We start from the raw sequence: 23,695 nt of genomic DNA, 5'->3' as shown, positions 1-23,695 counted from the left end.
GGCGGAGTGGGTCACCTCGTTGATCGGACTGGCGCACTATTGCACCGCGCAGACGCAGCTGCAAAGCGATCGATCACTATTTCCTGTTGACTGGAAAGCAGGCAGGTCGCCAGCTCGGCAGCCGTCAGCGCGGCGATCACTTCGGGCCGCTTGTCCCGCACCGCAGCACCGCCGATCGGCAAGGTCAGCCGATCGATGTCACCACCGCGTCCGGCGGCCTCCAGATCGCGGCGCAGGCGCGCGCGCTTGGTCGCCGAGCCGATCATACCGACATAGGCGGCATCGCCGCGCGCCAGCGCCGCGCCGGCAATCAGGAAGTCCAGCGAGTGCTCGTGGGTCATCACCACATAGGCGGCGCCCGGCGGTGCGGCGTCCACTTCGGCCTCGGGCAGGGCGGCCGCGACGGTCGCGATGGTGTCGGGCAGGCCGTGCAGCGTCTCCGGCCGGCTATCGAGGAGCCGCACCGAGAAGGGCAGCAGCGCCAGCGCCGTCGCCAGCGCGCGCCCGGTATGGCCGGCACCGAAGATCAGCACGGTCGGCTGGGCCGCGCGCCGGGCTTCGTCATCCCTCGTCAAGGCCTGCAGCGTGGCATCGTCGGCGCGGGCGAGGTCGAGCCGGACGCGGCCGCCGCAGCACTGGCCGATCTCCGGGCCGAGGGGCACGTCCATGACGGCCGTATCCTCGCCGGCCTCCAGCATCATGCGGGCGCGTTCGATGGCCTCGAATTCCAGCCGCCCGCCGCCGATCGTGCCGGCCATGCCGTCGGCGGTGACCAGCATCGCCGCGCCGGCTTCGCGCGGGGTCGAGCCGCGGACCTCCATCACCGTGACGAGAACGGCCGGATCACCCGCAGCAAGCGCCGCGCGCAGGGCCGCGGCGAGGCTCATGCCGCGCCCCTGACACTGTCCACCGCCGCCAGCACCCGCTCGGGCGTCGCCGGCACGTCGAGATCGGGGAACGCCCGGCCGTCACCCGCCGCGATGATCGCATCGGTCAGGGCAGAGAACACCGAGATCGCCAGCATGAAGGGCGGCTCGCCGACGGCCTTGGAGCGATAGATCGTCTCGGAACGGTTCTCGCCCTTCTCCCAGATCGCCAGGCGGAAATCGTCCGGCCGGTCATTGGCCGTCGGGATCTTGTAGGTCGACGGCGCATGGGTCTTCAGCCGTCCGGCGTCGTCCCACCAGAGTTCTTCCATGGTCAGCCAGCCCATGCCCTGGATGAAGCCGCCCTCGATCTGGCCCCGGTCGATGGCCGGGTTCAGTGACCGGCCGACATCGTGGAGGATGTCGGTGCGCAAGAGCCGGTACTCGCCGGTCAGCGTATCGATCACCACTTCCGAACAGGCCGCCCCATAGGCAAAGTAATAGAAGGGCGTGCCGCGGGCATTGTCGCGATCGTAGCTGATGCCCGGCGTGGCGTAGAAGCCCGTCGAGGACAGGGAGATGCGCGCCAGATAGGCCTCGCCGACGAGATCGGAAAAGCGCTTCTCGGCATTGCCGATCCGCACCCGGTTGGCCTTGAACACGACCTGGTCGCGGGGCACGTGATAGCGCTCCACGGCATAGTCGATCAGCCGGTCCTTGATGGTGCGGGCGGCCGCCTGCGCCGCCATGCCGTTGAGGTCCGAGCCGGACGAGGCGGCGGTGGCCGAAGTGTTGGGGACTTTGCCCGTGGTGGTGCCGGTGATCTTCACCTGGTCGATGTCGATCTGGAATTCCTCGGCGACGACCTGCGCCACCTTGGTGAACAGGCCCTGCCCCATCTCGGTGCCGCCATGGTTCAGCGTCACCGAGCCGTCCTTGTAGACATGGACGAGGGCGCCGGCCTGGTTGAGATGGCTGGTGGTGAAGGAGATGCCGAACTTCACCGGCGTCAGGGCGAGGCCCTTCTTCAGCACCGGATTGGCGGCATTGAAGGCCGCGATCTTTTCGCGCCGGGCGCGATAGGCGCAGCTCGCCTCCAGTTCGTCGAGGATCTCGCCGATGACCGAATCGGTGACCGGCATGTGGTAGGGCGTCGATGCCGGGCCGGCTTCGCTGCCGGGCGCCGGATAGACATTGCGCTTGCGCACGTCGAGCGGATCGAGACCGGTGGCAAAGGCGATCCGGTCCATGGCGCGCTCGATGCCGATCATGCCCTGCGGACCGCCGAAGCCGCGAAACGCCGTATTGGAGACCGTATGCGTCTTCAGCCGCCGCGAATGGATGCGCGCGGCGGGCAGCGCATAGGCGTTGTCGGCATGGAACATCGCCCGGTCGGCAATCGCCGCGGACAGGTCCTTGGAATAGCCGCAGCGCACGAAATGGGCGAAATCGACGGCTTCGATCCGGCCATCGGCGTCGAAGCCGAGATCGTACTCGATCCGCACCTCGTGGCGCTTGCCGGTCATGACCATGTCGTCGTCGCGGTCGAGCCGGCATTTGGCCGGCCGGCCGGTCTTCACCGCCACCAGCGCCGCGACGGCGGCGAACAGCGCCGGCTGGCTTTCCTTGCCGCCGAAGCCGCCGCCCATGCGCCGCACCTCGACAGTCACCGCATGGTCGGGAATCCCGAGCATCTTGGCGACGTTGTGCTGGACCTCCGAGGGATGCTGGGTCGATGAGCGCACCAGCACGTCGCCGTCCTCGCCCGGGATCGCAGAGGCGATCTGACCTTCCAGATAGAAATGGTCCTGGCCGCCGATCTCGATCCGGCCGCGCAGGCGCTGATGGGCCGTCTTGAGCACCGCCTCGGCGTCGCCGAGCCGCATCTCGTGCGGCGGCAGCAGATCCTCGCCGGCCTCGTCGGCCATGGCGATCGCCGCGTCGAGGTCGATCGCCGCCGGCAGATCCTCATAGGCGACTGTCGCGCATTTCGCCGCCGCCCTTGCCAGGGCCAAGGTCTCGGCGGCGACGGCGAAGATCGGCTGGCCGACATACTGGACGACGGCGCCCTCGCCTTCGAGCGGCGGGAAGATCGGATCGTCGCCGAAGACGGGCGAATAGTCGTTCTGGCCCGGGATATCCGCCGCCGTCAGCACCGCCACAACGCCCGGCGCGGCTCGCACCGCGTCGAGATCCATCGACCGGATGCGGGCATGGGCGCGCTCGGACATGGCGATGAAGATCTGGAGCGTGCCCGGCAGTTCCGGATCGTCGTCGATATAGCGGGCGGCGCCTGAGACGTGCTTGGCGCCGCTGTCATGGGCGAGCGCCGCGCTGACGCCGCCCCGGATGGCGCGGGCCTCGCCCGGCGGCTGCTCGCCGAGTTCGGCGGGCGCCGGCTCGCCGGCCGCGCCGCGATCCTGGATGCGGGTTTCATCGATCATGAGGCCGCACCGACCGTTTCGCCAACAGTCTCCGGCTGCACGTCGGACAGGCCGGTGCGCGGCGCGCCCCCTTCCTGAAGCAGGAAGCGCCGCAACAGGTTCTGCGCGGTCTTCAGCCGGTATCCGGCCGAGGCCCGCATGTCGGTCAGCGGCGTGAAATCCTCCGCCAGCGCCGCGACGGCTGCCTCGATGGCGTCGGGGCCAAGCGGTTGCCCGACCAGCGCCGCCTCCGCCCGCGCGGCGCGCCTGGGAACGCCCGCCATGCCGCCGAAGGCCAGCCGCGCCTCGGTGACGCGGGCACCCGGCCCCTCGCCTTCGACCGTCAGACGGAACGCGGCCATGACCGCCGAGATGTCGGAATCCAGCCGCTTGGAGATCTTGTGGGCGAAGAAGCGCTGGCCGTCCTCGAGCCGCGGCACTTCGACGGCGATGACGAACTCGCCCTTGGCGCGGTCCTGCCTTCCATATTCGAGGAAGAAGTCTTCCAGCGGCACCTGGCGGAAATCGTCGCCCTTGCGCAGATGCAGCACCGCGCCGAGCGCGATCAGGCAGGGCGGCAGATCGCCGATGGGCGAGCCGTTGGCGATGTTGCCGCCGACCGTGCCGGCATTGCGGATCTGGTAGCCGGCAAAGCGGCGCAGCATCTCGCCGAGATCCGGGTGAATGTCAGCGAGGATGTCGCGGGCCTCGCGATGGGTGACCGCCGCGCCGAAATAGACCCGGCCGCCGGCTTCCTCGATCACCCGCAGGTCGCGGACATGGCTGACGTCGATCAGGGTCGGCAGCTCACGATGCTGCTTGGTGACCCAGAGCCCGACATCGGTCGCACCGGCGACGAGCACGGCGTCGGGATGCTCGGCATAGAGGTCGGCGAGATCGTCGACATTGGTCGGCGCGAACCAGCGGCCCCCATCCTGCTCATAGGCAAAGACCGCGTCGCCCTCGATGACGCGCAGGCGGCGGGAGAGCACCGCGTCCTCTGCCCGTGTGTCTGGCAGCGGCTCGGCGGCCAGATCGAGCCCGGCATCGATGATCGGACCGTAGCCGGTGCAGCGGCACAGATTGCCGGCGATCAGATCCTTCACCGATGCCCGGTCCGAAATCGCGCCGGTCAGCCAGCCCGCATGCAGCTGCATTACGAAGCCCGGCGTGCAGAAGCCGCACTGGCTGCCGTGACGCTCGACCATCGCGGTCTGCACCGGATGCGGCCTGTCGCGCCCGATATGCTCCACGGTCTCGATGGCGCGCCCGTTCATCGCCGGCAGAAACTGGATGCAGGCGTTCACCGCCCGGCGATGCAGGCCGCCGGCCCCGTCGGATTCGGCCAGAAGCACCGTGCAGGCGCCGCAATCGCCCTCGGCGCAGCCTTCCTTGGTGCCGGTCAGCCGCTCGGTGCGGCGCAGATATTCCAGGAGCGTCGTCGTCGTCGCGACGCCCTCGACGGCGCGTTCCTCGCCGTTGAGCACGAAGCGGATCGGCCGGGCGGAGATCGCCGTCATCAGCTCCCCCGATAGGTCGAATAGCCGAAGGGCGAGAGCAGCAGCGGCACGTGATAATGGGTGCGTTCGGCGATGCCGAAGCGCAGCACCACGTCGCCGAGGAATTTCGGCTCCTGCAGGTCGATGCCCATGGCATCGAAATAGGCGCCGGCGGCGAAGACCAGCTCGTATTCGCCGATCGCGAAGGCCTCGCCCGCCATCAGCGGCGCGTCACAGCGCCCGTCGGCATTGGTCACCGCCTCGGAGACCAGCGTGCGGCTGCCGTCCGGGCCGAGCCGGGTCAGCGCCACGGCGATGCTGGAGCCGGGACGACCGAGACTCGTATCCAGCACATGCGTCGTCAGCCGCGCCTGATCTGCTTCGCCCATCGAGGCCGTTCCATTGCTTTTTTGACCATCCGGTCAGCATCCTGCACTGCCCGGTGCGGAGCCGTAAAGCGGGGCGCTGCACAATAATCCACTCGCCGCAGCGCCTTGGCGCCACACATCCCCCGTGACAGCCGTTCCGCGGGGATGGCCGACACCAATGGAGCCAGAACATGCGTGACGGACCGGCCTTCCTCTTCGACCTCGACGGCACCCTCGTCGACAGCGTCTACCAGCATGTCATCGCCTGGCAGGAGGCGCTCGATTCGGAGGGCATCGCCCTGTCGGTCTGGCGCATCCACCGCAAGATCGGCATGAGCGGCGGGCTGTTCACCAACCAGCTGCTGCGCGAGACCGACCGCGAGATCACCGAGGAGACCTCGGAGCGCCTGCGCAAGTTGCATGCGGAGGCCTATGGCCGGCACGCCCACATGGTGCGGCCACTGCCCGGCGCGACGGAGCTCCTGGCGGCGCTGACCGAGGCGGGCGTCAAATGGGCGATCGCCACCAGCGGCCGGATGGAGACCGCGCGGCACAATCTCGACCGGCTCGGCGTCGATCCGGACAAGGTGCCGGTGATCACCCGCGACCTGGTCAAATACGCCAAGCCCGATCCGGACCTGTTCATCGCCGCGGCCGAGAAGCTGGGCGTTGCGACCGACACCACCATCGTCGTCGGCGATTCGATCTGGGACATGCTGGCCGCGCAGCGCTGCCGGGCGCTCGGCGTCGGGCTGCTGTCCGGCGGTTACGGCACCAACGAGCTGGAGCGGGCCGGCGCCTTCCGGGTCTACGAGGACCCCGCCGACATGCTGCTGCATATCGACGAGGTGGGCGGCCGCCGCTGACCTTCGCGGCGTCTCTCGCCGACGCTTCCAGAGACCACCGGGTTCGGGCTATCTCTTGTGCAGACTGACGGAGCCTGCATGACATCACCCCGCTACCCGCGCGACCTTCTCGGCTACGGCCGCACGCCCCCCGCCCCGGCATGGCCCAATCCGGGCGGCAGTGGCGACGCCAGGATCTGCGTCCAGTTCATCGTCAATTACGAGGAGGGCGGCGAAAACTCCGTCCTCCACGGCGACGCGGCCTCGGAGGCGTTCCTGTCGGAGATCGTCGGCGCCCAGCCCTGGCCGAGCATGCGCCACATGAACATGGAATCGATCTACGAATACGGTTCGCGCGCCGGCTTCTGGCGGCTCTGGCGCATGTTCACCGAACGCGCCATGCCGGTCACCGTCTATGGCGTGGCCACCGCGCTCGCGCGCAACCCGGATGTCGTCGCGGCGATGCAGGAGGCCGATTGGGAGATCGCCTCGCACGGCCTGAAATGGGTGGAATACAAGGATTACAGTCGCGAGGACGAGCGCCGGGACATGCAGGACGCCATCGCGCTGCATGCGGCGATCACCGGCGAACGCCCGCTCGGCTGGTACACCGGCCGCTCCTCGCAGCACACACTGGAGTTGGCCGCCGAAGAGGGCGGCTTCCTCTACGCCTCCGACGCCTACGCCGACGACCTGCCCTACTGGCAGGAGACGGAGTCCGGGCCGCTTCTGGTCGTGCCCTACACCCTCGACACCAACGACATGCGCTTCGCCACCCCGCAGGGGTTCAATTCCGGCGACCAGTTCTTTGCCTATCTGAAGGACGCCTTCGACGTCCTCTATGCGGAGGGCGAGGCCGGTCAGGCGAAGATGCTGAATATCGGCCTGCACTGCCGGCTGGTCGGGCGTCCCGGCCGCGCCGCGGCGCTGGCCCGCTTCCTCGACTATGTCCAGTCGAAGCCCGACGTCTGGGTCGCACGGCGGATCGACATTGCCCGCCACTGGCACGAGCGCTTTCCCCATGCCGCGCTTTGGCGGCCGAGCCGATTGTCGAAAACGGCCTTCGTGGACGTGTTCGGCTCGGTCTTCGAGCATTCGCCCTTCATCGCCGAGCGCACCCTGGCGCGCGGTCTCGGCGCCGCCAACGACACGGCGGAAGGCCTTGCCGCCGCGATGACCCAGACCTTCCGCCTCGCCTCGAAGGACGATCGGCTGGGCATCCTCAAGGCGCATCCCGATCTCGCCGGCAAGCTGGCGCTGGCTGGCGACCTGACCGAGCAGTCGAAATCCGAACAGGCCGGCGCCGGCCTCGACCGGCTGAGCGAGGCGGAGCTTGCCCGCTTCACCGATCTCAACACGCGCTATGTCGCGCGCTTCGGCTTTCCCTTCATCATCGCCGTGAAGGGCCTGACGAAGGACGACATCCTTGCCGCCTTCGAGGCGCGGGTCGACAACGACCAGGCCACCGAATTCGCCACCGCATGCCGGCAGGTCGAGCGCATCGCCCGCCTGCGCATCGCCCAGATCTTCGAGGACGCAGCATGAGCTCCGAACGCTTCATCACCGCCGACCCCGCACCGGAGGCCGACGACCTCCTGAAGCGCTATGTGGATCTCGCCCATCCGCGGCTCGGCACCGAGGTCACCTTCGCGACCGACGACTTCTTCGCCGACAAGAGCCGGATGATCGCCCCCGAGGCTCCGGTCTTCTTTCCGGACCGCTTCGACGACCACGGCAAGTGGATGGATGGCTGGGAATCGCGCCGCAAGCGCACGCCCGGCCACGACCATGCGATCATCCGCCTCGGCCAGCGCGGCACCATCGCCGCCGTCGACATCGACACCGCCTTCTTCACCGGCAACTTTCCGCCGGAAGCCGCGCTCGAAGCGGCCGACACGGTGGACGCGCCGGGCGAGGACGACTGGCAGACCATCGTGCCGCGCATGGATCTGAAGGGCGACAGCCACAACATCGTCGCCAGCGACGCTGCCGGTCCGTTCCGCTGGCTGCGCCTGCATATCTACCCCGACGGTGGTGTCGCGCGCCTACGGGTCTACGGCACCATCGCCAAGGACTGGTCCGAGGTCGGCACCGACGAGGTCGTGGACCTCGCCGCGCTCACCAATGGCGGCACTGCCATTGCATGGAACGACGCCCATTACGGCGCGCCCGCCAACATGCTGGCGCCGGGCCGCGCGCCGGTGATGGCCGATGGCTGGGAGACGGCCCGCCGACGCCGTCCCGGCAATGACTGGTGCGTCCTCAAGCTCGGCACCGCGGGCACCATCTCCAACCTCCTGATCGACACCCGTCACTTCAAGGGCAATTTCCCCGACCGCTTCAGCCTGCGTGCCGCGCGGCTCGAGGCCGATCCGGCGCCCGATTCCATCGAGGCGGAAAGTGCCGCATGGCCGCTGCTCCTCGACGAAACCCGGCTGGCGGCCGACGAAGAGCGGACCTTCGACAAGGTGGCCGACCTCGGTCCGGTGACCCATGTCCGCCTAGACATCTTCCCCGATGGCGGCGTGTCGCGGCTGCGCCTCTACGGTACCAAGGCATCATGAGCGGGACCGACCGGACGCTGTTCGCGCGCCCGCTCACGAAGGAGGCCTTCGCTCCCTTCGGCGACGTCATCGAGACCGATGGCGCGGCGCATTTCCCGATCAATGGCGGCACTACCACCCGCTTTCACGATCTCGCCCATGTGGATGTCGCGACCGAGGGCGGTCGTCCGCTGATCTCCATCTTTCGCGGCCAGCCCTTCGCCTTCCCGGTGGAGATCCGGATGATGGAGCGCCATCCGCTGGGCAGTCAGGCCTTCGTACCGCTCCAGTCTGTCCCGTTCCTCATCGTCGTGGCACCGGATCGGGACGGCCAGCCCGGCGAGCCCCAGGCCTTCCTCGCCACCCCCGGCCAGGGCGTAAACTACGCCCGCAATGTCTGGCACCACCCTCTGGTGTCGCTCTCGCAGACCAGCGACTTCGTCGTCGTTGATCGGGGCGGCGAGCAGCCGAACCTCGAGGAGAAGGTCTACCCGGCCCCCTATTCGGTGCTGGCGGAGCGGTAACGAGGCTCACGAGCGTGAAGCGGTCAGGCACCCGGCAACCGTCCGCCCGTCCATTTTGCATTGCCGCAGGCGCCAAAGGCTGGACATGCCGGCCGAGGGCGATAGGTCGATCCGACATGCTGCACAGCGAAAGGACGTCCGATGCGCTCCGGTCCCGGCTCGATCATCTCCCTCATCACGATCGCGATCCTGGCCCTGGCCGGCCTGTTCCTCACCGGCGGCGGCCTCTGGCTGATCGTCGCGGACGGTTCCTGGTACTATCTGATCGCCGGCCTCGTGATGCTGGCGACCGCGCTGCTCCTGCAGTTCCGCCGTCCTGAAGCGCTGTCGCTCTACGCCGCGCTCGTCGTCGGCACGCTGGTCTGGGCGATCTGGGAGGTCGGCTTCGACTGGTGGCCGCTGGCGGCCCGCGGCGGCGTCATTTTCATCCTCGGCCTCGTCCTGCTCCTGCCGTGGATCACCCGGCGCCTCGGCCGCCGCAATGTCGCCCAGGCATTGGACGGCGTCGTCGTCACGCCGTCGGCGCGGCGCGGATCGGGTCTCGCGCTTTCCGGCGCCCTCGTCATCGCCCTTGTCGTGGCCGGCATCTCCTGGTTCACCGATCTGCACTCGGTCGAGGGCCGGCTGCCGGAGCGCCAGACCGCGTCGAACGATCTCGGCGTGCCGGCCGGCGAGTGGCACCAGTACGGCCGCACCAATTACGGCCAGCGCTACACGCCGCTGGACCAGATCACCCCGGACAATGTCGACCGGCTCCAGGTGGCCTGGGAGTACCATACGGGCGACGAAACCCAGCCGGGCGACCCGGTGGAGACCACCTTCGAGGTCACCCCGCTGAAGATCGGCGAGCGGCTGTATCTGTGCACGCCGCATCAGAACGTCATCGCCCTCGATGCCACGACCGGCGAAGAGATCTGGCGCTACGATCCGCAGATCCAGGGCGAGCTCGCCCTGCAGCACCTGACCTGCCGGGGCCTCGCCTATCAGGCGCCGGGCACGGCCGATCAGGCCAGTGCCGACGCGGCCGCCGCGCCGGCCACGGATGCAGCGTCGCCGGCCTCCGACACGCCCACCGGCACCGCCACGGCGCTTGCGCAGAGCGGCCAGCTCGCCGCGCCCCAGACCGACGGCCAGCCGGCAGCGGCGGGTGACGCCACGACCGCACCGGCCACGCCGGCCGAGACGCCCACCAGCAACCAGCCGGTGGCGGCGGCGACCGCTGCGCGGACCAGCAGCACCTGCGACGGCAAGCTGTTCATGCCGACCGCCGACGGCCGACTGATCGCCCTCAACCTCGACACCGGTGCCGTCTGCACCGGCTTTGGTGGCGGCGACGGCCAGATCGACCTTTGGCGGAAGATGCCGAACGTCAATCCGGGGTCCTATTACTCGACCTCGCCGGTCGTCGTGACGCAGGACATCGTCATCGTCGGCGGCACGGTCCTCGACAACGTCTCCACCAACGAGGCCTCGGGCGTCATCCGCGGCTACGACATCGAGACGGGCGATCTCGTCTGGGCCTGGGATTCGGGCAATCCGGACCAGATCGCGCCGCTGCCGGAAGGCCAGACCTACACACCGAACTCGCCGAATTCCTGGTCGATCTCCGCGGCCGACGAGGCGCTCGGCATGGTCTATGTGCCGCTCGGCAACCAGCCACCGGACCAGTGGGGCGCGAACCGCTCCGACGCCGTCGAGCGCTTCTCCTCCTCGGTCGTCGCCCTCGACATCGCCACCGGCGAAGTGCGCTGGGTGTTCCAGACCGTCCATCACGACCTGTGGGATTACGACGTGCCGTCGCAGCCCTCGCTGCTCGACCTGACCATCAGGGGCGAGAGCGTGCCGGTACTGGTCCAGCCGACCAAGCAGGGCGAGGTCTACGTCCTCGACCGGCGCACCGGCGAGCCGGCCCTGCCGGTGGTCGAGAGCCCGGTCCCCGGCGGTGCCGTCGAACCGGACTTCACCGCGTCGACCCAGCCGGTCTCGGCGCTGTCCTTCGATCCGCCGGCGATCCGCGAGACCGACATGTGGGGCGCCACCCTGTTCGATCAGCTCGCCTGCCGCATCGCCTTCCACGGCTATCGCTACGAGGGCCGCTACACGCCGCCGTCGCTGGAAGGCTCGCTGGTCTATCCGGGCAATTTCGGGGTGTTCAACTGGGGCGGCGTCGCCATCGACCCGGTGCGCGACGTGATGTTCTCGACGCCCGCCTATCTGGCCTTCGTCTCGAAGCTGGTGCCGCGCGACAATGACAGCGACCTCGTCGTCAACAAGTCGCAGCCGGAAGGTGCCCTGCCGGCGCTGAACGAGAATTTCGGTGCACCCTATGCGGTCGAGCTGTCGCCCTTCACCTCGGTGCTCGGCCTGCCCTGCCAGTCGCCACCCTGGGGCTATGTGGCAGGCTCGGACCTTGCCACCGGCGAGACCGTCTGGATGCACAAGAACGGCACGGTGCGCGATTCCTCGCCGATCCCGCTGCCCTTCGAGATGGGCGTGCCGGATCTCGGCGGGCCGGTCATCACCGCCGGCGGCGTCGCCTTCATCTCCGGCACGCTCGACTATTACGTGCGTGGCTTCGACGTGACGACGGGCAAGCAGCTCTGGCGCGCCCGGCTGCCGGCCGGCGGCCAGTCGACGCCGATGTCCTACGAGGGCTCAGACGGGCGGCAGTATGTGCTGGTCGCGGCGGGCGGGCACGGCTCGCTCGGCACCAAGCGCGGCGACAGCGTGATCGCCTACGCGCTGCCCGACGAGGCCGTAGCCGCCGAATAGGACACCTGCTTCCGGGGCAGCCAGGCGGCCCCGGAGGGCTCAGGCGAAGCGCAGGGCCGCCGCGCCGTGCGCGGCCCGCAGCCGGCCGATGTCGAGGCCGAGGGGCATGCCGTCCTCGACCCGCCATTGGCCCCCGACCATCACCCGGTCCGCACGGGTTGCGCCGCACAGGACGAGCGCGGCGATCGGATCGTGCGCGCCCGAGAAGCGCAGTTCGTCCAGCGTGAACAGGGCGAGATCGGCCTGCATGCCGACCGCGATGCGGCCGATATCGGTCCGGCCGAGACAGGCGGCCGAGCCTTCGGTGCCCATGGCCAGCACGTCGCGCGCGGTGACCGCCTCAGCGGAGCGATAGTTCAGCCGCCCCACCATCAGCGCATGGCGCGCCGCCTCGATGAGGTTCGACGCATCGTTCGATGCCGAGCCGTCGACGCCGAGGCCGACGGGCGAGCCCGCCGCGCGCAGTTCGTTCACCGGGCAGAAGCCGGAGGCGAGCACGGCGTTGGACGCCGGGCAGTGGCAGACACCGACCTTGTGGGCGCCGAGCCGGCGGCATTCGTCGGTGGTGAAGTGGATGCCGTGGGCCAGCCAGGTGCGCGGCCCGAGCCAGCCGACATCCTCCAGATAGTCGACCGGACGGCAGCCGAAGCTCTCTACGCAGAAGCGGTTCTCGTCCTCGGTCTCGCCAAGATGGGTGTGCAGCCGGCAATCGTGCCTGTCGGCAAGCTCCGCACTCGCCATCATAAGGCTCTTCGTCACCGAGAAGGGCGAACACGGCGCCAGCGCGATCTGCGTCATCGCGCCGTCGGACCGGTCATGCAAGCGACCGATCAGCCGTTCGCTGTCGGCCAGGATCTCGTCCTCGTCCTGGACCACCGAATCCGGCGGCAGGCCGCCATCCTTCTGGCTGAGATTCATCGAGCCGCGGGTCAGCGTCACCCGGATGCCGAGCGCCGCCGCCTCCTTGGCCTCGATGTCGATGGCGTCCTCGAGCCCCTTCGGGAACAGGTAATGGTGGTCGGCCGCCGTGGTGCAGCCGGACATCAGCAGTTCGGTCAGGGCCAGCCGCACCGACAGGCGGAAACTGTCCGGATCGAGCCGCGCCCAGATCGGGTAGAGGCTCTGGAGCCAGGGAAACAGCTCCTTGTCGATCGCCTGCGGATGGGCCCGCGTCAGCGTCTGGTAGAAATGGTGGTGGGTGTTGACGAGACCCGGCAGAACAACGTGGCGGGAAGCGTCGAAGACCTCGTCCGCCGCCACCTGCGGCTCACCACCTGACGGCACCAGTTCGACGATGCGGCCGTCTTCCACGACGATGCCGCCGTCGGCCCCCTCCGCGAGGATCGCCAGCGGCGTCTTCAGCCAGAGCCGTGTCACGCGGCGCTCTCCACCGCTCTCATCCCGCCGCGTTCGGACAGGAAGGCAAGGATGTCGCCGATCCCCTTGGCGCGCGACAGATCGGCAAAGATCGTCGGGCCGTCGCCGCGGCCCTTCGCGGCATCGCAGCGCATCCGCTCCAGATCGGCTCCGACATGGGGGGCGAGATCGGTCTTGTTGACCACCAGGAGGTCCGAGCGCGTGATCGCCGGTCCGCCCTTGCGCGGAATGTCGTCGCCCTGGCAGACGGAGATGACGTAGATCGACAGATCCACGAGGTCCGGTGAGAAGGTCGCCGCGAGATTGTCGCCGCCCGATTCCACCAGCACCAGATCGAGGCCGGGATGGCGTGCGTTGAGATCGCGGATCGCGGCGATGTTGATCGAGGCGTCCTCGCGGATCGCCGTATGGGGACAGCCGCCGGTCTCGACGCCGATGATCCGGTCGGAGGGCAGCGCCTGCAGCCGGACCAGCGCCTCGGCGTCCTCGCGGGTGTAGATGTCGTTGGTGACGACGCCGATCGACCAGCTGTCGCGCGCCACCTTGCAGAGCTTTTCGACCAAGGTCGTCTTGCCCGAGCCGACGGGACCGCCGATGCCGACGCGCAGGGGACCGTTCTTGGACATCATGAGCGGAAGAGCCTCGTGGGAAGGGTTTCGTGCCGCAGTGCGGCAATGTCCGACCCTAGCGCCGCGGAGCCGAGATCGTCCAGAGTCGAACGGCCCGCCCGCTCGGCCAGAACACGGATGTCCGGCTCCAGCCGCCGCAGGATCCGCACCGCCTCGCTCTGGGCCAGCGGCACCAGCCGCACCGCCGCCGACACCAGCGACGCAGCGAACCCGTGCACGAAGGCCAGCAGCGTCTCGTCCAGCCCGAAGCCCGCATTGGCGGCCAAGCGCCCGACCGCGACCGGATAGGCGATGGAATCGGCGCCTTCCGTGCTCTCCGCATCGCCGGTTGCCGCCCAGGGCTGCGAGGCTTCGGCGAAGGCGGCCCCCAGCGCCAGCGTCTCGGCGCGGCGTTCGGCACTGCCGGCCAGCGCCTCGGCGAGCTCCGCGACGGCCGCGAAGCGGGCCGCGTCGCCGGCATGGTGGGCGGCGTAGGCTTCGACCAGCAGCACGGCGTCGTTCCAGGCGCTGCCGCGATCGAGCAGCACCCGCACCCAGGCCTCGACCGAAGCCCCGTCCGTCAGGACGCGCTCTGCCACCGCCGTTTCCAGCCCGTGCGACCAGGCGAAGGCGCCGATCGGGAAGGCCGGCGAGAACAGGGTCAGGAGTTCGGCCAGATGTGGAGAAGCGACCGATGCCGCCTTCGACACCGGGCCTGCGTCGGTCAGCCGGCTCAAAGCGGGGCCGTCTCGACCGGATGGTGATGGCCCGACGGTTCGTAGGCGCCGCCTTCGGGATCGAACGCTGCCTCGGTCTCGGCGATCTCGGCGCCCAGCCCCTCCAGCATGGTGCGCACCACGGCGTCGCGGCGGATCAGGATGCGGTCGTCCAGCAATTGCGCCGCCAGATGCCGGTTGCCGATCTGCCAGGCCAGCGCCAGCAGATGGCGGGCATCGCGGCCGCGGATCTCGTAGAGCTCCTCGGGCTTGGCCTTCACGGCGATCAGCCGGCCGTCATCCAGGAGGATGGCGTCGCCCTCGACCAGCAGCAGGGCTTCCGGCAGATCGAGCAGGAAGGCGATGCCATCGTCGCTGACCATCGCCATGCGGCGGCGATGGCGCGCCGATTCGTCCAGCGTGATCGTGTCCGCCGCCGTGGTCCATTCTCCAGCCCGCTTGATGGTATCGCCGACGATCATCCCGCTGTCTCTTTCTGAAGGGCCATGCCCGTTTCACTGTGCGCGCCGCGACGATACGGTGCCCCGTGGCTCCGGACCAGCCCTTCGGCCGGGAGAACCATGGCGCGGAATGCGTCGGCAGATGGGCAGGGGAACGCAGCATGGCTCTGCAGAACCGCGTCACCCCGCTGGGCGAGATCGTCGCCGACCCGGCCAGGGGCGATTTCATGGGCAATCGCGGCATCCTGCATGACGGCGCGCGCCGCCTCGGCGTCAGTCGCTGGAAGCACAAGGCGTGGATCGTCTGCACGCTGGCGTTCAAAAGCCGCAAGCGCGAGATCATGGCGCCGGGCCGCTACACCGAACTGTTCTTCCTCGACGAGGCGACGGCGCTTGCCGCCGGCCACCGGCCCTGCTGGGAATGTCGCCGCGCGGCCGCCCTCGCCTATCGGTCCGCTTTTGCCGAGGGCAACGGGCTGCAGGGCGCTCCGTCGAGCCGCGAGATCGACGATCTTCTGCATGGCACGCGCGTTGTCACGGGCACGCGCCGTCAGCGCAGGGCGGAGCGCGTCGGACGCGAGCTGCCCGACGGCGTCTTCGTCATCGTCGAGGAGCGGCCCTGGCTCGTTCTGGACAATCGCCTCCTGCGCTGGACGCCGGCGGGCTACGATGCCGTGCGGGAGATGCCGGGTGGGCTGGTCACAGTGGCAACGCCGCTGCCGAGCAGCGCGGCGATCGCAGCCGGCTACCGTCCGGCCCTGCACGCCAGTGCCGCTGCGCTGGCCGACGGCTGAGCACTCGTCCCGATCAGCGGCGCACTTCGCAGACCGTCGTCTGGCTCGGGTCGCTGCGCATCTCACTGTAGAGGTCGCCGCGCCGTCCCTTGGTCCACCAGACCATCGCGCCGGCCGCGTATTTCGCGCCCGAGCCGGAAATGACATCGACGAACAATGTCTGGCGGCCGTCCACCGGCAGGATGGCGAGCGAGTTGGACGGCAAATTGATGTATTCGACCGCCATTTCCACCGGTTCGGCCTCCTCCGCGTCCCGGCAGAGATAGGTGACGGTGGTGCGCTCGGCCGGTCCCTCCAGATCGAGGGTCAGCGGCTCACCGTCCTGCGCGAGCGTAGGGACGGCGCCAATGGCGGCCAGCGCCAGGCCGAGCGCAAGCGCCCTGCCCCGTGCGGCGATCGAAACGTCATTGCGGTGCATCATGGCTCCTCCCCTTTGGCTGCGGCGGGTCCGATCGTCCTCCGGTCGCCGGCTGCAATTCTTCGGGAAAGCCTAGAACAGGAAGTAGCGCTGCGCCATCGGCAGCACCGAGGCGGGCTCGCAGGTCAGCAATTCGCCGTCAGCGCGCACCTCGTAGGTTTCCGGATCGACCTCGATATGGGGTGTCGCATCATTGAGGCGCATCGAGGCCTTGGAGATGCCGCCGCGGGTGTTCTCCACCGCCAGGAACGCCTTCTCGCAGCCGATCTTTTCGCGCAGCCCGTCGGCCATCGCCGCGCCCGAGACGAAGGAGATCGCGGAATTGCTGACGGCCTTGCCGAAGGCGCCGAACATCGGCCGGTAATGCACCGGCTGCGGCGTCGGGATCGAGGCGTTGGGGTCGCCCATCGGGGCCGCCACGATGGTTCCGCCGATCAGCACCATCATCGGCTTCACGCCGAAGAAGGCCGGGTCCCACAGCACGATGTCGGCGCGCTTGCCGACCTCGATCGAGCCGATCTCCTTCGACATGCCCTGCGCGATGGCCGGATTGATCGTGTATTTCGCGACATAGCGCCGGGCACGCAGATTGTCGTTGTCGCCGGTCTCGCCGGGAAGCCGCCCGCGCTGCCGCTTCATCTTGTCGGCGGTCTGCCAGGTCCGCACGATGACCTCACCGACCCGGCCCATGGCCTGGGAATCGGAGGCGATGATCGAGAAGGCGCCGAGATCGTGAAGAATGTCCTCCGCCGCGATGGTCTCCTTGCGGATGCGGCTTTCCGCGAAGGCGATGTCCTCGGGAATCGACGCGTCGAGATGGTGGCAGACCATCAGCATGTCGAGATGCTCTTCCAGCGTGTTGGTGGTGTAGGGCCGCGTCGGATTGGTCGAGGACGGGATCACGTTGGGCAGGCCGCAGACCTTGATGATGTCCGGGGCGTGGCCGCCGCCGGCGCCCTCGGTATGGAAGGCGTGGATGGTGCGGCCCTTGAAGGCGTCGACGGTGTTCTCGACGAAGCCGCTCTCGTTCAGCGTGTCGGTGTGGATCATCACCTGAACGTCGTGATCGTCGGCCACCGACAGGCAGCAATCGATGGCGGCGGGCGTCGTGCCCCAGTCCTCGTGCAGCTTCAGGGCGCAGGCGCCGCCCCGCACCATCTCTTCCAGCGCGGCCGGCAGCGAGGCGTTGCCCTTGCCCGAGAAGCCGATATTCATCGGCATGGCGTCGGTGGCCTGCAGCATGCGCGCCAGATGCCAGGGCCCGGGCGTGCAGGTGGTGGCCAGCGTGCCGTGCGCCGGCCCGGTGCCGCCGCCCATCATGGTGGTGACGCCGGAAAACAGCGCCTCCTCGATCTGCTGCGGGCAGATGAAGTGGATGTGGCTGTCGAAGCCGCCGGCGGTGACGATCTTGCCCTCGGCGGCGATCGCTTCGGTGCCCGGGCCGATGATGATGTCGACGCCGCCCTGGGTGTCGGGATTGCCGGCCTTGCCGATGGCGCAGATGCGGCCGTCGCGCAGGCCGATATCGGCCTTGTAGATGCCGGTATGATCGAGGACCAGCGCGTTGGTGATCACCGTGTCGACCGCGCCCTCGGCCCGCGAATGCTGGGACTGGCCCATACCGTCGCGGATCACCTTGCCGCCGCCGAACTTCACCTCCTCGCCATAGGTGGTGAAGTCCTTCTCCACCTCGATGAACAGTTCGGTGTCGGCCAGGCGCACCTTGTCGCCGGTCGTCGGGCCGAACATGGCGGCATAGGAAGAGCGAGCGATCCGGGCGGGCATGGGCGATCTCCAGACGGGTCGAATTCTAAGGATACGGCCGCTCTCGTTGCGGCGCACCATCAGCGACCATATGTCGGTCGCGAAAGCTTGTCTTCCCGGTTTTGCCGTTCGGCGCGAGACTGGCGGCAATTCGGCCCCCGCGGCGCGCATGCCGACCATGGCCGCGCGCCCCCGATCCAGGAGCCCAGATGATCCGCTTCGCCCTCCTCGCCGCGCTGCTTCTGCCCGGCGCCGCCCTCGCCCAGGCCTACGATCCGGGGCCGATGGGCGACGTTCCGGGCTCGTCGGCATCGGGCATGCGCATCGGCGGTTCGCCCGCAGCACCGGCCGGTCCCCGCATTCGCGGCGCCGACGTCTTCGGCGACACGGTCACCGAGCGGGCCTACGGCAAGAATTTCGACGACAGCTATCTGAAGCCGAAGGGGCCCCGCAGCCGCGCCGCCCAGCCGAGCACGGCGGAACGCGCGGTCGAAGGCCGGTCCGACCTCAACGGCATCAATGCCGGCAGCTTCGCGCGGCAGGGCCCCGGTGCCGTCGGCCGCAGCGAGGTGACCCGCGGCCGTTCGGCCGGCTCCCACCGCGCCATCATCCGGCGGTAGGCGGCGCGTCGCTGTCGGCGTTCGGGAACCGGTCGGAAGCACGCGGAGTTGGTGATCAGAGGCAGCGGGCCGCTGACACCCACCGACCCGCGCCGTGAAACCGGAAGGCAGAGGCCATGCGCAGATCCCTCACCCCCCTGATCGCAATTGCCGCGGTGCTGACCGCAGCTCCCGCACTGGCCCAGCTCTCCGGCGGCGTCGGCGGCTCTTCGGGTGCCGGGGGCTCGTCCGGCATCGGCGGATCGTCGGGCAGCGGTGTCGTCACCGGCTCCGGCGCCAGCGGCATCGGCAGCACGGGCGGCCTCGGATCGGGGTCGAGCCTGTCGGATACGGGCGCATCGCCCACCCTCACGGACCCGATCGCACCGGGGGGGAGTTCCGGCAGCACCGGCCTCGGCGCGAACACCACCGAGGGTCTGGCGAGCGAGGGTTCGTCGACGATCAACAGCCTCAATGCCGAAGGGCTGGCACGCTCCGAGGACGGCGCCGGCACCTCGTCGGTCACCAGCTTCGGCACCAGCGACACGATCGGCACGCCCGGCGCCGGGTCCGACCGCGCCTACCGGATCACCAAGCCGACCGTCGCCGTCGATCTGGGCTCCATTCGCCGCGGCCTGTCCAACGCCCCGAGCGCCATTCCCAAGGCCAATGGCGACTGAACCACGCCTCGTCTCCTGAGCCGGCGATCAGACCTCGAAGGCGTCGTCCACGGGCACCTGCAGCGCCTGCGCCAACTGGTTGGTCCTGGCGGCAAGGCCGAAGACGGCCAGCAACTCGCCATATTGCGCATCGGTCATCCCCTTCGCCCGCGCCGCGGCCGTGTGGGAATGAACGCAATAGCTGCAGCCATTGGTGGTCGAGACGGCGATGTAGAGCATCTCCCGGGTCAGCGGGTCGAGCGCGCCCGGTGCGCCCATCACCGCCTTCACCTCCTCCCATGTCCGCTTCAGCGTCGCCGGATCGGCGGCCAGCACGCGCCAGAAATTGTTGACGAAGTCCGAGCCGCGGGTCGCGCGGATGTCGTCGAAGACGGCGCGCACCTCGGGGCTGGCCTGTGCATCCGAAACCAGCGGTGCCGTTGCCATGGCCTGTCCCCTCAGGTGAGTGCGAAGACGCGGGCCGGACCGCCCGAGCCGCCGCGATGCTTCGGCGCGCCGACGATCAGCGTCGCCCCCGTCGCCGGCATGTCGTCGAGCCCGGCGATGCACTCCAGCCCCCAGCGGCCTTCCGGCAGCCAGGCGTAATGCACGGCGAAGTCCGGCGACATGCCGAAGTCGAGCGACAGCGTGTCGACGGCGATGCCGACGGTCGATCCCTCCAGCAACATCTGCACCGCCTCCACATGGAAGCCGGGGAAATGCATCGTGCCGTCCTGGTCGGCATTGCGGAACTTGTCGGTGTCCAGATGCCGGGCCCAGCCGGAATTCATCGCCACGCAGCAATTCTCCGGCATGTCGCCATGGGCCGCGATCCAGGCCTTCAGATCGTCGGGCGTGACCTGCGCGTCCGCATCCTTCTCCGCCTTCTCGCGGATATCGACCAAGACCAGCGGCGCCATCAGCTTGTCGACAGGGATCTCCGCAACCGACTGGCCGTCGGCGGAGAAGTGCAGCGGCGCGTCGACATGGGTGCCGGTGTGCTCGTTCACCCGCAGCTCGAACAGATTGAACTTGTGCTCGGCGTAGGAGAATTTCTGCTCCATGAAGAATTGCTGGTCGCCGAAGAAGGTCGGGAACTCCGGATAGAGCTCATGGGTCAGGTCGGCGATGGAATTGGCCGGCATCGTGGAGGCGGCCGCCGGCCTGGCGGCGTCCTGCGCAAAGGCCGAGCTGGCGATGCCCGCCGCGGCCGCGGCGAGCCCGCCGCCGAGAAGTCCGCGCCTGCTCAGCATCCGGCTCTTCACGCTGTCGATCACGCAATGGTCGCACATTCGCCCGTCCCCCTTTTCCAGCTCGCACCAAGCCGCGCCCGTGCCATCTGGCCAGGCTTGCAGCCATCGTCCTCACGGCCGGGAATCAGGGGTGGCGCCTCAGCGGCGCCGACGTCGCGCCGGTCAGAGCGCGCCCATCACCTTGCCGTTGAAGCCATAGACCTTGCGCGCGCCGCCCAGCGGCACCAGCGTGACCTCGCGGGTCTGGCCGGGCTCGAAGCGCACGGCGGTGCCGGCGGCCAGATCCAGCCGCATGCCGCGCGCGGCGTCGCGATCGAAGGTGAGTGCGGGATTGGTTTCGGCGAAATGGAAATGGCTGCCGACCTGGACCGGCCGGTCGCCCGTATTGCCGACCATCAGCGTGATCGGCTCGGCGCCGTCATTGAGGACGATATCGCCGTCGGGGGTGAGGATTTCGCCGGGGATCATGATCCATTCCTCCAGAGCTTGCGAATGGCGATGATCGCCAGAACCACCAGCAGCACGGGGCCGATCGCCATCAGGTCGTATTCGCCGACAGGCTGCGGCGCCCGGATGAACTCAGGCACGCCGTTGCTCTTTACTCAGGCCCGCCCGTCTCCGGGCGAGCCCTGTCGTCTGCGGGCCAGAGCCCGGATGCGTCACGTGGCTCAGGCCGCGATCATGTAGAGGCCGGCAAGCGCCGAGGCCGCGCCGAGCGCCCGGACGATCAGCGGCTGGCGGCCGACGGTCAGGGAATGGCCGAGCGCCAGGCCGACGCCATGCAGCGCGGCCGTGGCCACCACGAAACCGAGGCCGAAGGAAAGCGCGCCGGCCGAACCGAGCTCGGCGCCATGGGCCGAACCATGGAACAGGGCGAAGGCGCCGACGGCTGCGGCCGCGGCCGGAACCGGCAGGCGAACCGCGGCGGCGACCAGCAGGCCGAGGGCGACGACCGACGCCATGACCACCGGCTCGACGAAGGGCAGCGACAGGCCGTTCAGGGCCAGCACGAAGCCAGCCCCCATGGCGGCGACGAAGGCGACAGGAACGGCAAGGCGCGCACGGCCGCCGAGCGTGGCAGCCCACAGGCCCACGGCCACCATCACCAGGACGTGGTCCCAGCCGAGCAGCGGATGCGACGCGCCGGCGGCCAGCGAGCCATGCGCAACCGGATCGAGATGGGCGAAGGCGGGCACTGTTGCGGCGGCCAGGGTTGCGGCGGCAATGGCGAAGCGTGTGAGCATGCGGATGTCCCTCAGATTGGTCGACGGGCGCCCCGATATGGGTCGCGTCCAGCCCACCGCCAGCACCGCCTCGAAAGGCCGTCCGGCACGGCGGGTTCGGGCGCGATCATGGAAGCCGGCTTAACCGGTGTCAAAGGCTTTCTGGCGCTGATCTCGCAGATGCGAAGAGCGGCGGGATGGCCTGTAGGATTTCGGAAAGCCTACCGATAACCAAGGTTGCGCCAGCAAGAACTCGTGAAACTTTCGCGGGTTATGTCTCGGCTCCGCGTTAACGGCTTTGCGCAAAAAGAGCTGGTGCGCGGAACGAAACGTCGCATAATGACGTTGCGGAAGAAGGCAAAGGTCCGGCATCGAACGATCGGACCGCGCAACCGCACAACAGGTTGGAGTTCACATGCTGAGGTCGCTTCTGATCGCGGCGTTTCTCGGTCTGCTCCTCGGTCCCGTCGGACCGGCGCAGCCCCTGATGGTCCGCACTGTCACCATCGGTCCCGTCACCGGTCCCGCCTATTATTCCGTCATCGAACAGGGGTTCCGATTCGTCGGAGACGCGCCCGTCGCTGTCGCAGCCGACGAGCCGGACATCACCGTGTCCTCCCTCGAACCCGCCGCGAAGGCGGACACACTGGCCGAGGCCCCGGCAACGGAACGGCGATAGGCAACGCGTCCGGTAGCGCAGGCCCCAGGCCGCAGATCGCCCGGATCAGCGGATCGGTTCGTGCACCGTCACCAGCTTGGTGCCGTCGGGAAAGGTCGCCTCGACCTGGACGTCGTGGATCATCTCGGCAATCCCCTCCATCACCTGGTCACGCGTGATCACATGGGCGCCGGCCTCCATCAGGTCGGCGACGCTGCGGCCGTCGCGCGCACCTTCCACCACATAATCGGTGATCAGCGCGATCGCCTCGGGATGGTTCAGCTTCACGCCGCGTTCCAGCCGGCGGCGCGCCACCATGGCGGCCATCGAGACGAGCAGCTTGTCCTTTTCGCGCGGGGTCAGTTGCATGCCGGGTTCCTTCGCAGATGCGTCATAGCGACCATACAAGCGGCAACGGCCCGTCCGCCAGACCCGAAAGCACCGGCACGAGCCGCTGGCGCAGATGAAAGCCGGACGCGGCCCGGATGCGGGCGACGAGAAGACCACCAACGAGACTGGCGCCGCCGTCTTCGCCGATCGCAGCGCGCAGCCCGTCGAGGCGGGCCTCGGCGTCGGGCAGATGGGCCACTACCGTCGCCAGCGCGCGGTTCGGGCCGAGCGAGGCGGGCTCCGCCATCGCCGCGGCGATGTCACCGGACAGCTGCAGGTCGTCGGCAAAGACCAGCCGGCCGCCGAGCCGCACCCGCCAGCGATCGTGGAAATGGCCCGCGGTCACGCTCTCGCCCATGAGCTCGCGGCCGAGGATCAGCGATTCGCACAGGAGAAAGCGCGCATCCGGCGCGGCCTCGACCTCGAGCGTGCGTCGCACCCGGCCGCCATCGAAGAGGATCGTTTCCTGCGGCAACCAGGCGAGCCGTGCCTTCGCTTCCAGCGTCGCGCGCGTCGTCACATGGGCAGTATCGCCGCCCGAGGCGCGGTAGATGCGTTCACAGGCCTGGGTGGTGACGGTGAGATCGGCCCCGGCCGCCACGGTGAAATCCTGCGCCAGCCGGTCGCCGCCGGTTAGGCCGCCCGAACTGTTGATGAGGATCGCCTCGGCCTGCTGGCGCGGCAGCCGCGGAAACCGCAGCTTGAGGCAGCCGGACTGGTGCAACCGCTGCAGGCGGGTTCGCTTGTCGACGACGCGGAACTGCGCCGACGCCGACCCTTCCGAGCGCTGCATGCGGCGCGGAACCGGCTGGTCCGTCACCGGCAGGTCGCGCACCGCGCTCATGCGGGCAGGCCGGCGCGGACGCGCGGCAAAGCGGCTTGATCCGACGGGGCGCCGGCTGCGTCTCTCATGATGATCTGTCCGAGGGGATGCG

At 69.0% G+C, this 23,695-nt stretch carries 26 protein-coding genes; 9 read left to right on the top strand and 17 right to left on the bottom strand.

The window, feature by feature from the left end; all coding sequences use genetic code 11:
- Nucleotides 1-11 precede the first annotated feature (11 nt).
- Genes xdhC through uraH form a run of 4 tightly spaced genes read right to left on the bottom strand, consistent with a single transcriptional unit; the run spans nucleotide 12 to nucleotide 5,177 of the window.
- Entirely contained in the window at nucleotides 12-887 is an 876-nt protein-coding gene (gene xdhC, locus H9Q09_RS11475) for a xanthine dehydrogenase accessory protein XdhC (RefSeq protein WP_187391137.1), read from the bottom strand.
- On the bottom strand, nucleotides 884-3,310 hold the full coding sequence (gene xdhB, locus H9Q09_RS11470) for a xanthine dehydrogenase molybdopterin binding subunit (RefSeq protein ID WP_187391136.1): 2,427 nt from the start codon (nucleotides 3,308-3,310) through the stop codon (nucleotides 884-886). Before xdhB ends, xdhC begins: the two co-directional genes overlap by 4 nt.
- The gene (gene xdhA / locus H9Q09_RS11465; RefSeq protein ID WP_187391135.1) at nucleotides 3,307-4,809 is read right to left on the bottom strand and encodes a xanthine dehydrogenase small subunit; all 1,503 of its coding nucleotides are present in this window, start codon (nucleotides 4,807-4,809) and stop codon (nucleotides 3,307-3,309) included. Before xdhA ends, xdhB begins: the two co-directional genes overlap by 4 nt.
- Nucleotides 4,809-5,177: a hydroxyisourate hydrolase gene (gene uraH, locus H9Q09_RS11460; protein ID WP_187391134.1), complete on the bottom strand. Its 369-nt coding sequence runs from the start codon at nucleotides 5,175-5,177 to the stop codon at nucleotides 4,809-4,811. The genes xdhA and uraH overlap by 1 nt, the downstream gene beginning before the upstream one ends.
- A 170-nt stretch (nucleotides 5,178-5,347) precedes the next feature.
- Between uraH and H9Q09_RS11455 the strand changes: the two genes are divergently transcribed.
- The 5 genes from H9Q09_RS11455 (at nucleotide 5,348) to H9Q09_RS11435 (ending at nucleotide 11,840) form a co-directional block, all read left to right on the top strand.
- Nucleotides 5,348-6,022 carry an HAD family hydrolase gene (locus tag H9Q09_RS11455; protein ID WP_187391133.1) on the top strand — a complete coding sequence of 225 codons (675 nt, stop codon included), beginning with the start codon at nucleotides 5,348-5,350 and terminating at the stop codon, nucleotides 6,020-6,022.
- Nucleotides 6,023-6,100: 78 nt separating this feature from the next.
- Nucleotides 6,101-7,546: an allantoinase PuuE gene (gene puuE, locus H9Q09_RS11450; RefSeq protein ID WP_187391132.1), complete on the top strand. Its 1,446-nt coding sequence runs from the start codon at nucleotides 6,101-6,103 to the stop codon at nucleotides 7,544-7,546.
- Nucleotides 7,543-8,565 (top strand): allantoicase, encoded by a 1,023-nt coding sequence (gene alc, locus H9Q09_RS11445; RefSeq protein WP_187391131.1) that lies wholly within the window; start codon nucleotides 7,543-7,545, stop codon nucleotides 8,563-8,565. The genes puuE and alc overlap by 4 nt, the downstream gene beginning before the upstream one ends.
- Nucleotides 8,562-9,068, top strand: a complete 507-nt coding sequence (locus tag H9Q09_RS11440; RefSeq protein ID WP_187391130.1) for an ureidoglycolate lyase — start codon at nucleotides 8,562-8,564, stop codon at nucleotides 9,066-9,068. Before alc ends, H9Q09_RS11440 begins: the two co-directional genes overlap by 4 nt.
- A gap of 141 nt (nucleotides 9,069-9,209) precedes the next feature.
- Nucleotides 9,210-11,840, top strand: coding sequence for a glucose/quinate/shikimate family membrane-bound PQQ-dependent dehydrogenase (locus tag H9Q09_RS11435; protein WP_187391129.1), 2,631 nt, complete (start codon nucleotides 9,210-9,212; stop codon nucleotides 11,838-11,840).
- A gap of 39 nt (nucleotides 11,841-11,879) precedes the next feature.
- Here H9Q09_RS11435 and H9Q09_RS11430 read toward each other — a convergent pair whose 3' ends face one another.
- From H9Q09_RS11430 to H9Q09_RS11415, 4 genes are read right to left on the bottom strand one after another with little or no spacing between them, the layout of a single operon-like run.
- Complete coding sequence (locus tag H9Q09_RS11430) at nucleotides 11,880-13,217, bottom strand: 8-oxoguanine deaminase (RefSeq protein ID WP_187391128.1); 1,338 nt, start codon at nucleotides 13,215-13,217, stop codon at nucleotides 11,880-11,882.
- Nucleotides 13,214-13,846 (bottom strand): urease accessory protein UreG, encoded by a 633-nt coding sequence (ureG, locus tag H9Q09_RS11425; protein ID WP_187391127.1) that lies wholly within the window; start codon nucleotides 13,844-13,846, stop codon nucleotides 13,214-13,216. Before ureG ends, H9Q09_RS11430 begins: the two co-directional genes overlap by 4 nt.
- Nucleotides 13,843-14,502 (bottom strand): urease accessory protein UreF, encoded by a 660-nt coding sequence (locus H9Q09_RS11420; protein ID WP_187391270.1) that lies wholly within the window; start codon nucleotides 14,500-14,502, stop codon nucleotides 13,843-13,845. Before H9Q09_RS11420 ends, ureG begins: the two co-directional genes overlap by 4 nt.
- A gap of 56 nt (nucleotides 14,503-14,558) precedes the next feature.
- Nucleotides 14,559-15,023 carry an urease accessory protein UreE gene (locus H9Q09_RS11415; RefSeq protein ID WP_024349758.1) on the bottom strand — a complete coding sequence of 155 codons (465 nt, stop codon included), beginning with the start codon at nucleotides 15,021-15,023 and terminating at the stop codon, nucleotides 14,559-14,561.
- A 140-nt stretch (nucleotides 15,024-15,163) separates the two neighbouring features.
- On the opposite strand from H9Q09_RS11415, the gene H9Q09_RS11410 reads away from it, so the two are divergent.
- Nucleotides 15,164-15,796, top strand: a complete 633-nt coding sequence (locus H9Q09_RS11410; protein ID WP_246716114.1) for a hypothetical protein — start codon at nucleotides 15,164-15,166, stop codon at nucleotides 15,794-15,796.
- A 13-nt stretch (nucleotides 15,797-15,809) separates the two neighbouring features.
- Here the strand turns inward: H9Q09_RS11410 and H9Q09_RS11405 are convergent, their stop codons facing one another.
- Entirely contained in the window at nucleotides 15,810-16,217 is a 408-nt protein-coding gene (locus tag H9Q09_RS11405; protein WP_246716113.1) for an MliC family protein, read from the bottom strand.
- A 69-nt stretch (nucleotides 16,218-16,286) separates the two neighbouring features.
- Entirely contained in the window at nucleotides 16,287-17,999 is a 1,713-nt protein-coding gene (gene ureC, locus H9Q09_RS11400; RefSeq protein WP_187391125.1) for an urease subunit alpha, read from the bottom strand.
- A gap of 188 nt (nucleotides 18,000-18,187) precedes the next feature.
- On the opposite strand from ureC, the gene H9Q09_RS11395 reads away from it, so the two are divergent.
- Complete coding sequence (locus H9Q09_RS11395) at nucleotides 18,188-18,598, top strand: hypothetical protein (RefSeq protein ID WP_187391124.1); 411 nt, start codon at nucleotides 18,188-18,190, stop codon at nucleotides 18,596-18,598.
- A 116-nt stretch (nucleotides 18,599-18,714) separates the two neighbouring features.
- Nucleotides 18,715-19,257 carry a hypothetical protein gene (locus tag H9Q09_RS11390; RefSeq protein ID WP_187391123.1) on the top strand — a complete coding sequence of 181 codons (543 nt, stop codon included), beginning with the start codon at nucleotides 18,715-18,717 and terminating at the stop codon, nucleotides 19,255-19,257.
- 27 nt (nucleotides 19,258-19,284) lie between these two features.
- On the opposite strand, the gene H9Q09_RS11385 is transcribed toward H9Q09_RS11390, so the two are convergent.
- From H9Q09_RS11385 to H9Q09_RS11370, 5 genes are all read right to left on the bottom strand, one after another.
- Complete coding sequence (locus tag H9Q09_RS11385) at nucleotides 19,285-19,683, bottom strand: carboxymuconolactone decarboxylase family protein (protein WP_187391122.1); 399 nt, start codon at nucleotides 19,681-19,683, stop codon at nucleotides 19,285-19,287.
- A gap of 11 nt (nucleotides 19,684-19,694) precedes the next feature.
- Nucleotides 19,695-20,528, bottom strand: coding sequence for a cyclase family protein (locus H9Q09_RS11380; RefSeq protein WP_187391121.1), 834 nt, complete (start codon nucleotides 20,526-20,528; stop codon nucleotides 19,695-19,697).
- Nucleotides 20,529-20,651: 123 nt separating this feature from the next.
- The gene (locus tag H9Q09_RS11375; protein WP_024349750.1) at nucleotides 20,652-20,957 is read right to left on the bottom strand and encodes an urease subunit beta; all 306 of its coding nucleotides are present in this window, start codon (nucleotides 20,955-20,957) and stop codon (nucleotides 20,652-20,654) included.
- Nucleotides 20,954-21,076 (bottom strand): hypothetical protein, encoded by a 123-nt coding sequence (locus tag H9Q09_RS22675; RefSeq protein ID WP_266102048.1) that lies wholly within the window; start codon nucleotides 21,074-21,076, stop codon nucleotides 20,954-20,956. The genes H9Q09_RS11375 and H9Q09_RS22675 overlap by 4 nt, the downstream gene beginning before the upstream one ends.
- A gap of 81 nt (nucleotides 21,077-21,157) precedes the next feature.
- The gene (locus H9Q09_RS11370; protein WP_187391120.1) at nucleotides 21,158-21,733 is read right to left on the bottom strand and encodes a HupE/UreJ family protein; all 576 of its coding nucleotides are present in this window, start codon (nucleotides 21,731-21,733) and stop codon (nucleotides 21,158-21,160) included.
- Between the two features lie 394 nt (nucleotides 21,734-22,127).
- Between H9Q09_RS11370 and H9Q09_RS11365 the strand changes: the two genes are divergently transcribed.
- Nucleotides 22,128-22,391 (top strand): hypothetical protein, encoded by a 264-nt coding sequence (locus tag H9Q09_RS11365; protein WP_024349748.1) that lies wholly within the window; start codon nucleotides 22,128-22,130, stop codon nucleotides 22,389-22,391.
- A 45-nt stretch (nucleotides 22,392-22,436) separates the two neighbouring features.
- On the opposite strand, the gene H9Q09_RS11360 is transcribed toward H9Q09_RS11365, so the two are convergent.
- The gene (locus H9Q09_RS11360; RefSeq protein ID WP_009210852.1) at nucleotides 22,437-22,739 is read right to left on the bottom strand and encodes an urease subunit gamma; all 303 of its coding nucleotides are present in this window, start codon (nucleotides 22,737-22,739) and stop codon (nucleotides 22,437-22,439) included.
- A 22-nt stretch (nucleotides 22,740-22,761) separates the two neighbouring features.
- Nucleotides 22,762-23,604, bottom strand: coding sequence for an urease accessory protein UreD (locus tag H9Q09_RS11355; protein ID WP_024349747.1), 843 nt, complete (start codon nucleotides 23,602-23,604; stop codon nucleotides 22,762-22,764).
- Between the last annotated feature and the right edge of the window lie 91 nt (nucleotides 23,605-23,695).

Source organism: Aurantimonas sp. DM33-3, assembly GCF_014334315.1.
Lineage (GTDB): Bacteria > Pseudomonadota > Alphaproteobacteria > Rhizobiales > Rhizobiaceae > Aurantimonas > Aurantimonas coralicida.
Note: the sequence above shows the minus strand (reverse complement) of the source record. Positions and strands in the feature narration are given on the sequence as shown.

Bases quoted from the DNA above. Each gene is read 5' to 3' on its own strand.
- H9Q09_RS11435 (WP_187391129.1), top strand. From the start codon at position 9,210: ATGCGCTCCGGTCCCGGCTCGATCATCTCCCTCATCACGATCGCGATC.
- puuE (WP_187391132.1), top strand. From the start codon at position 6,101: ATGACATCACCCCGCTACCCGCGCGACCTTCTCGGCTACGGCCGCACG.
- xdhC (WP_187391137.1), bottom strand. From the start codon at position 887: ATGAGCCTCGCCGCGGCCCTGCGCGCGGCGCTTGCTGCGGGTGATCCG.
- H9Q09_RS11395 (WP_187391124.1), top strand. From the start codon at position 18,188: ATGATCCGCTTCGCCCTCCTCGCCGCGCTGCTTCTGCCCGGCGCCGCC.
- xdhA (WP_187391135.1), bottom strand. From the start codon at position 4,809: ATGACGGCGATCTCCGCCCGGCCGATCCGCTTCGTGCTCAACGGCGAG.
- xdhB (WP_187391136.1), bottom strand. From the start codon at position 3,310: ATGATCGATGAAACCCGCATCCAGGATCGCGGCGCGGCCGGCGAGCCG.
- H9Q09_RS11455 (WP_187391133.1), top strand. From the start codon at position 5,348: ATGCGTGACGGACCGGCCTTCCTCTTCGACCTCGACGGCACCCTCGTC.
- H9Q09_RS11440 (WP_187391130.1), top strand. From the start codon at position 8,562: ATGAGCGGGACCGACCGGACGCTGTTCGCGCGCCCGCTCACGAAGGAG.
- H9Q09_RS11360 (WP_009210852.1), bottom strand. From the start codon at position 22,739: ATGCAACTGACCCCGCGCGAAAAGGACAAGCTGCTCGTCTCGATGGCC.
- H9Q09_RS11410 (WP_246716114.1), top strand. From the start codon at position 15,164: ATGGCTCTGCAGAACCGCGTCACCCCGCTGGGCGAGATCGTCGCCGAC.
- H9Q09_RS11370 (WP_187391120.1), bottom strand. From the start codon at position 21,733: ATGCTCACACGCTTCGCCATTGCCGCCGCAACCCTGGCCGCCGCAACA.
- H9Q09_RS11405 (WP_246716113.1), bottom strand. From the start codon at position 16,217: ATGATGCACCGCAATGACGTTTCGATCGCCGCACGGGGCAGGGCGCTT.
- H9Q09_RS11390 (WP_187391123.1), top strand. From the start codon at position 18,715: ATGCGCAGATCCCTCACCCCCCTGATCGCAATTGCCGCGGTGCTGACC.
- H9Q09_RS11385 (WP_187391122.1), bottom strand. From the start codon at position 19,683: ATGGCAACGGCACCGCTGGTTTCGGATGCACAGGCCAGCCCCGAGGTG.
- alc (WP_187391131.1), top strand. From the start codon at position 7,543: ATGAGCTCCGAACGCTTCATCACCGCCGACCCCGCACCGGAGGCCGAC.
- ureC (WP_187391125.1), bottom strand. From the start codon at position 17,999: ATGCCCGCCCGGATCGCTCGCTCTTCCTATGCCGCCATGTTCGGCCCG.
- H9Q09_RS11355 (WP_024349747.1), bottom strand. From the start codon at position 23,604: ATGAGCGCGGTGCGCGACCTGCCGGTGACGGACCAGCCGGTTCCGCGC.
- uraH (WP_187391134.1), bottom strand. From the start codon at position 5,177: ATGGGCGAAGCAGATCAGGCGCGGCTGACGACGCATGTGCTGGATACG.
- H9Q09_RS11375 (WP_024349750.1), bottom strand. From the start codon at position 20,957: ATGATCCCCGGCGAAATCCTCACCCCCGACGGCGATATCGTCCTCAAT.
- H9Q09_RS11380 (WP_187391121.1), bottom strand. From the start codon at position 20,528: ATGTGCGACCATTGCGTGATCGACAGCGTGAAGAGCCGGATGCTGAGC.
- H9Q09_RS11365 (WP_024349748.1), top strand. From the start codon at position 22,128: ATGCTGAGGTCGCTTCTGATCGCGGCGTTTCTCGGTCTGCTCCTCGGT.
- H9Q09_RS11415 (WP_024349758.1), bottom strand. From the start codon at position 15,023: ATGATCGTCGGCGATACCATCAAGCGGGCTGGAGAATGGACCACGGCG.
- ureG (WP_187391127.1), bottom strand. From the start codon at position 13,846: ATGATGTCCAAGAACGGTCCCCTGCGCGTCGGCATCGGCGGTCCCGTC.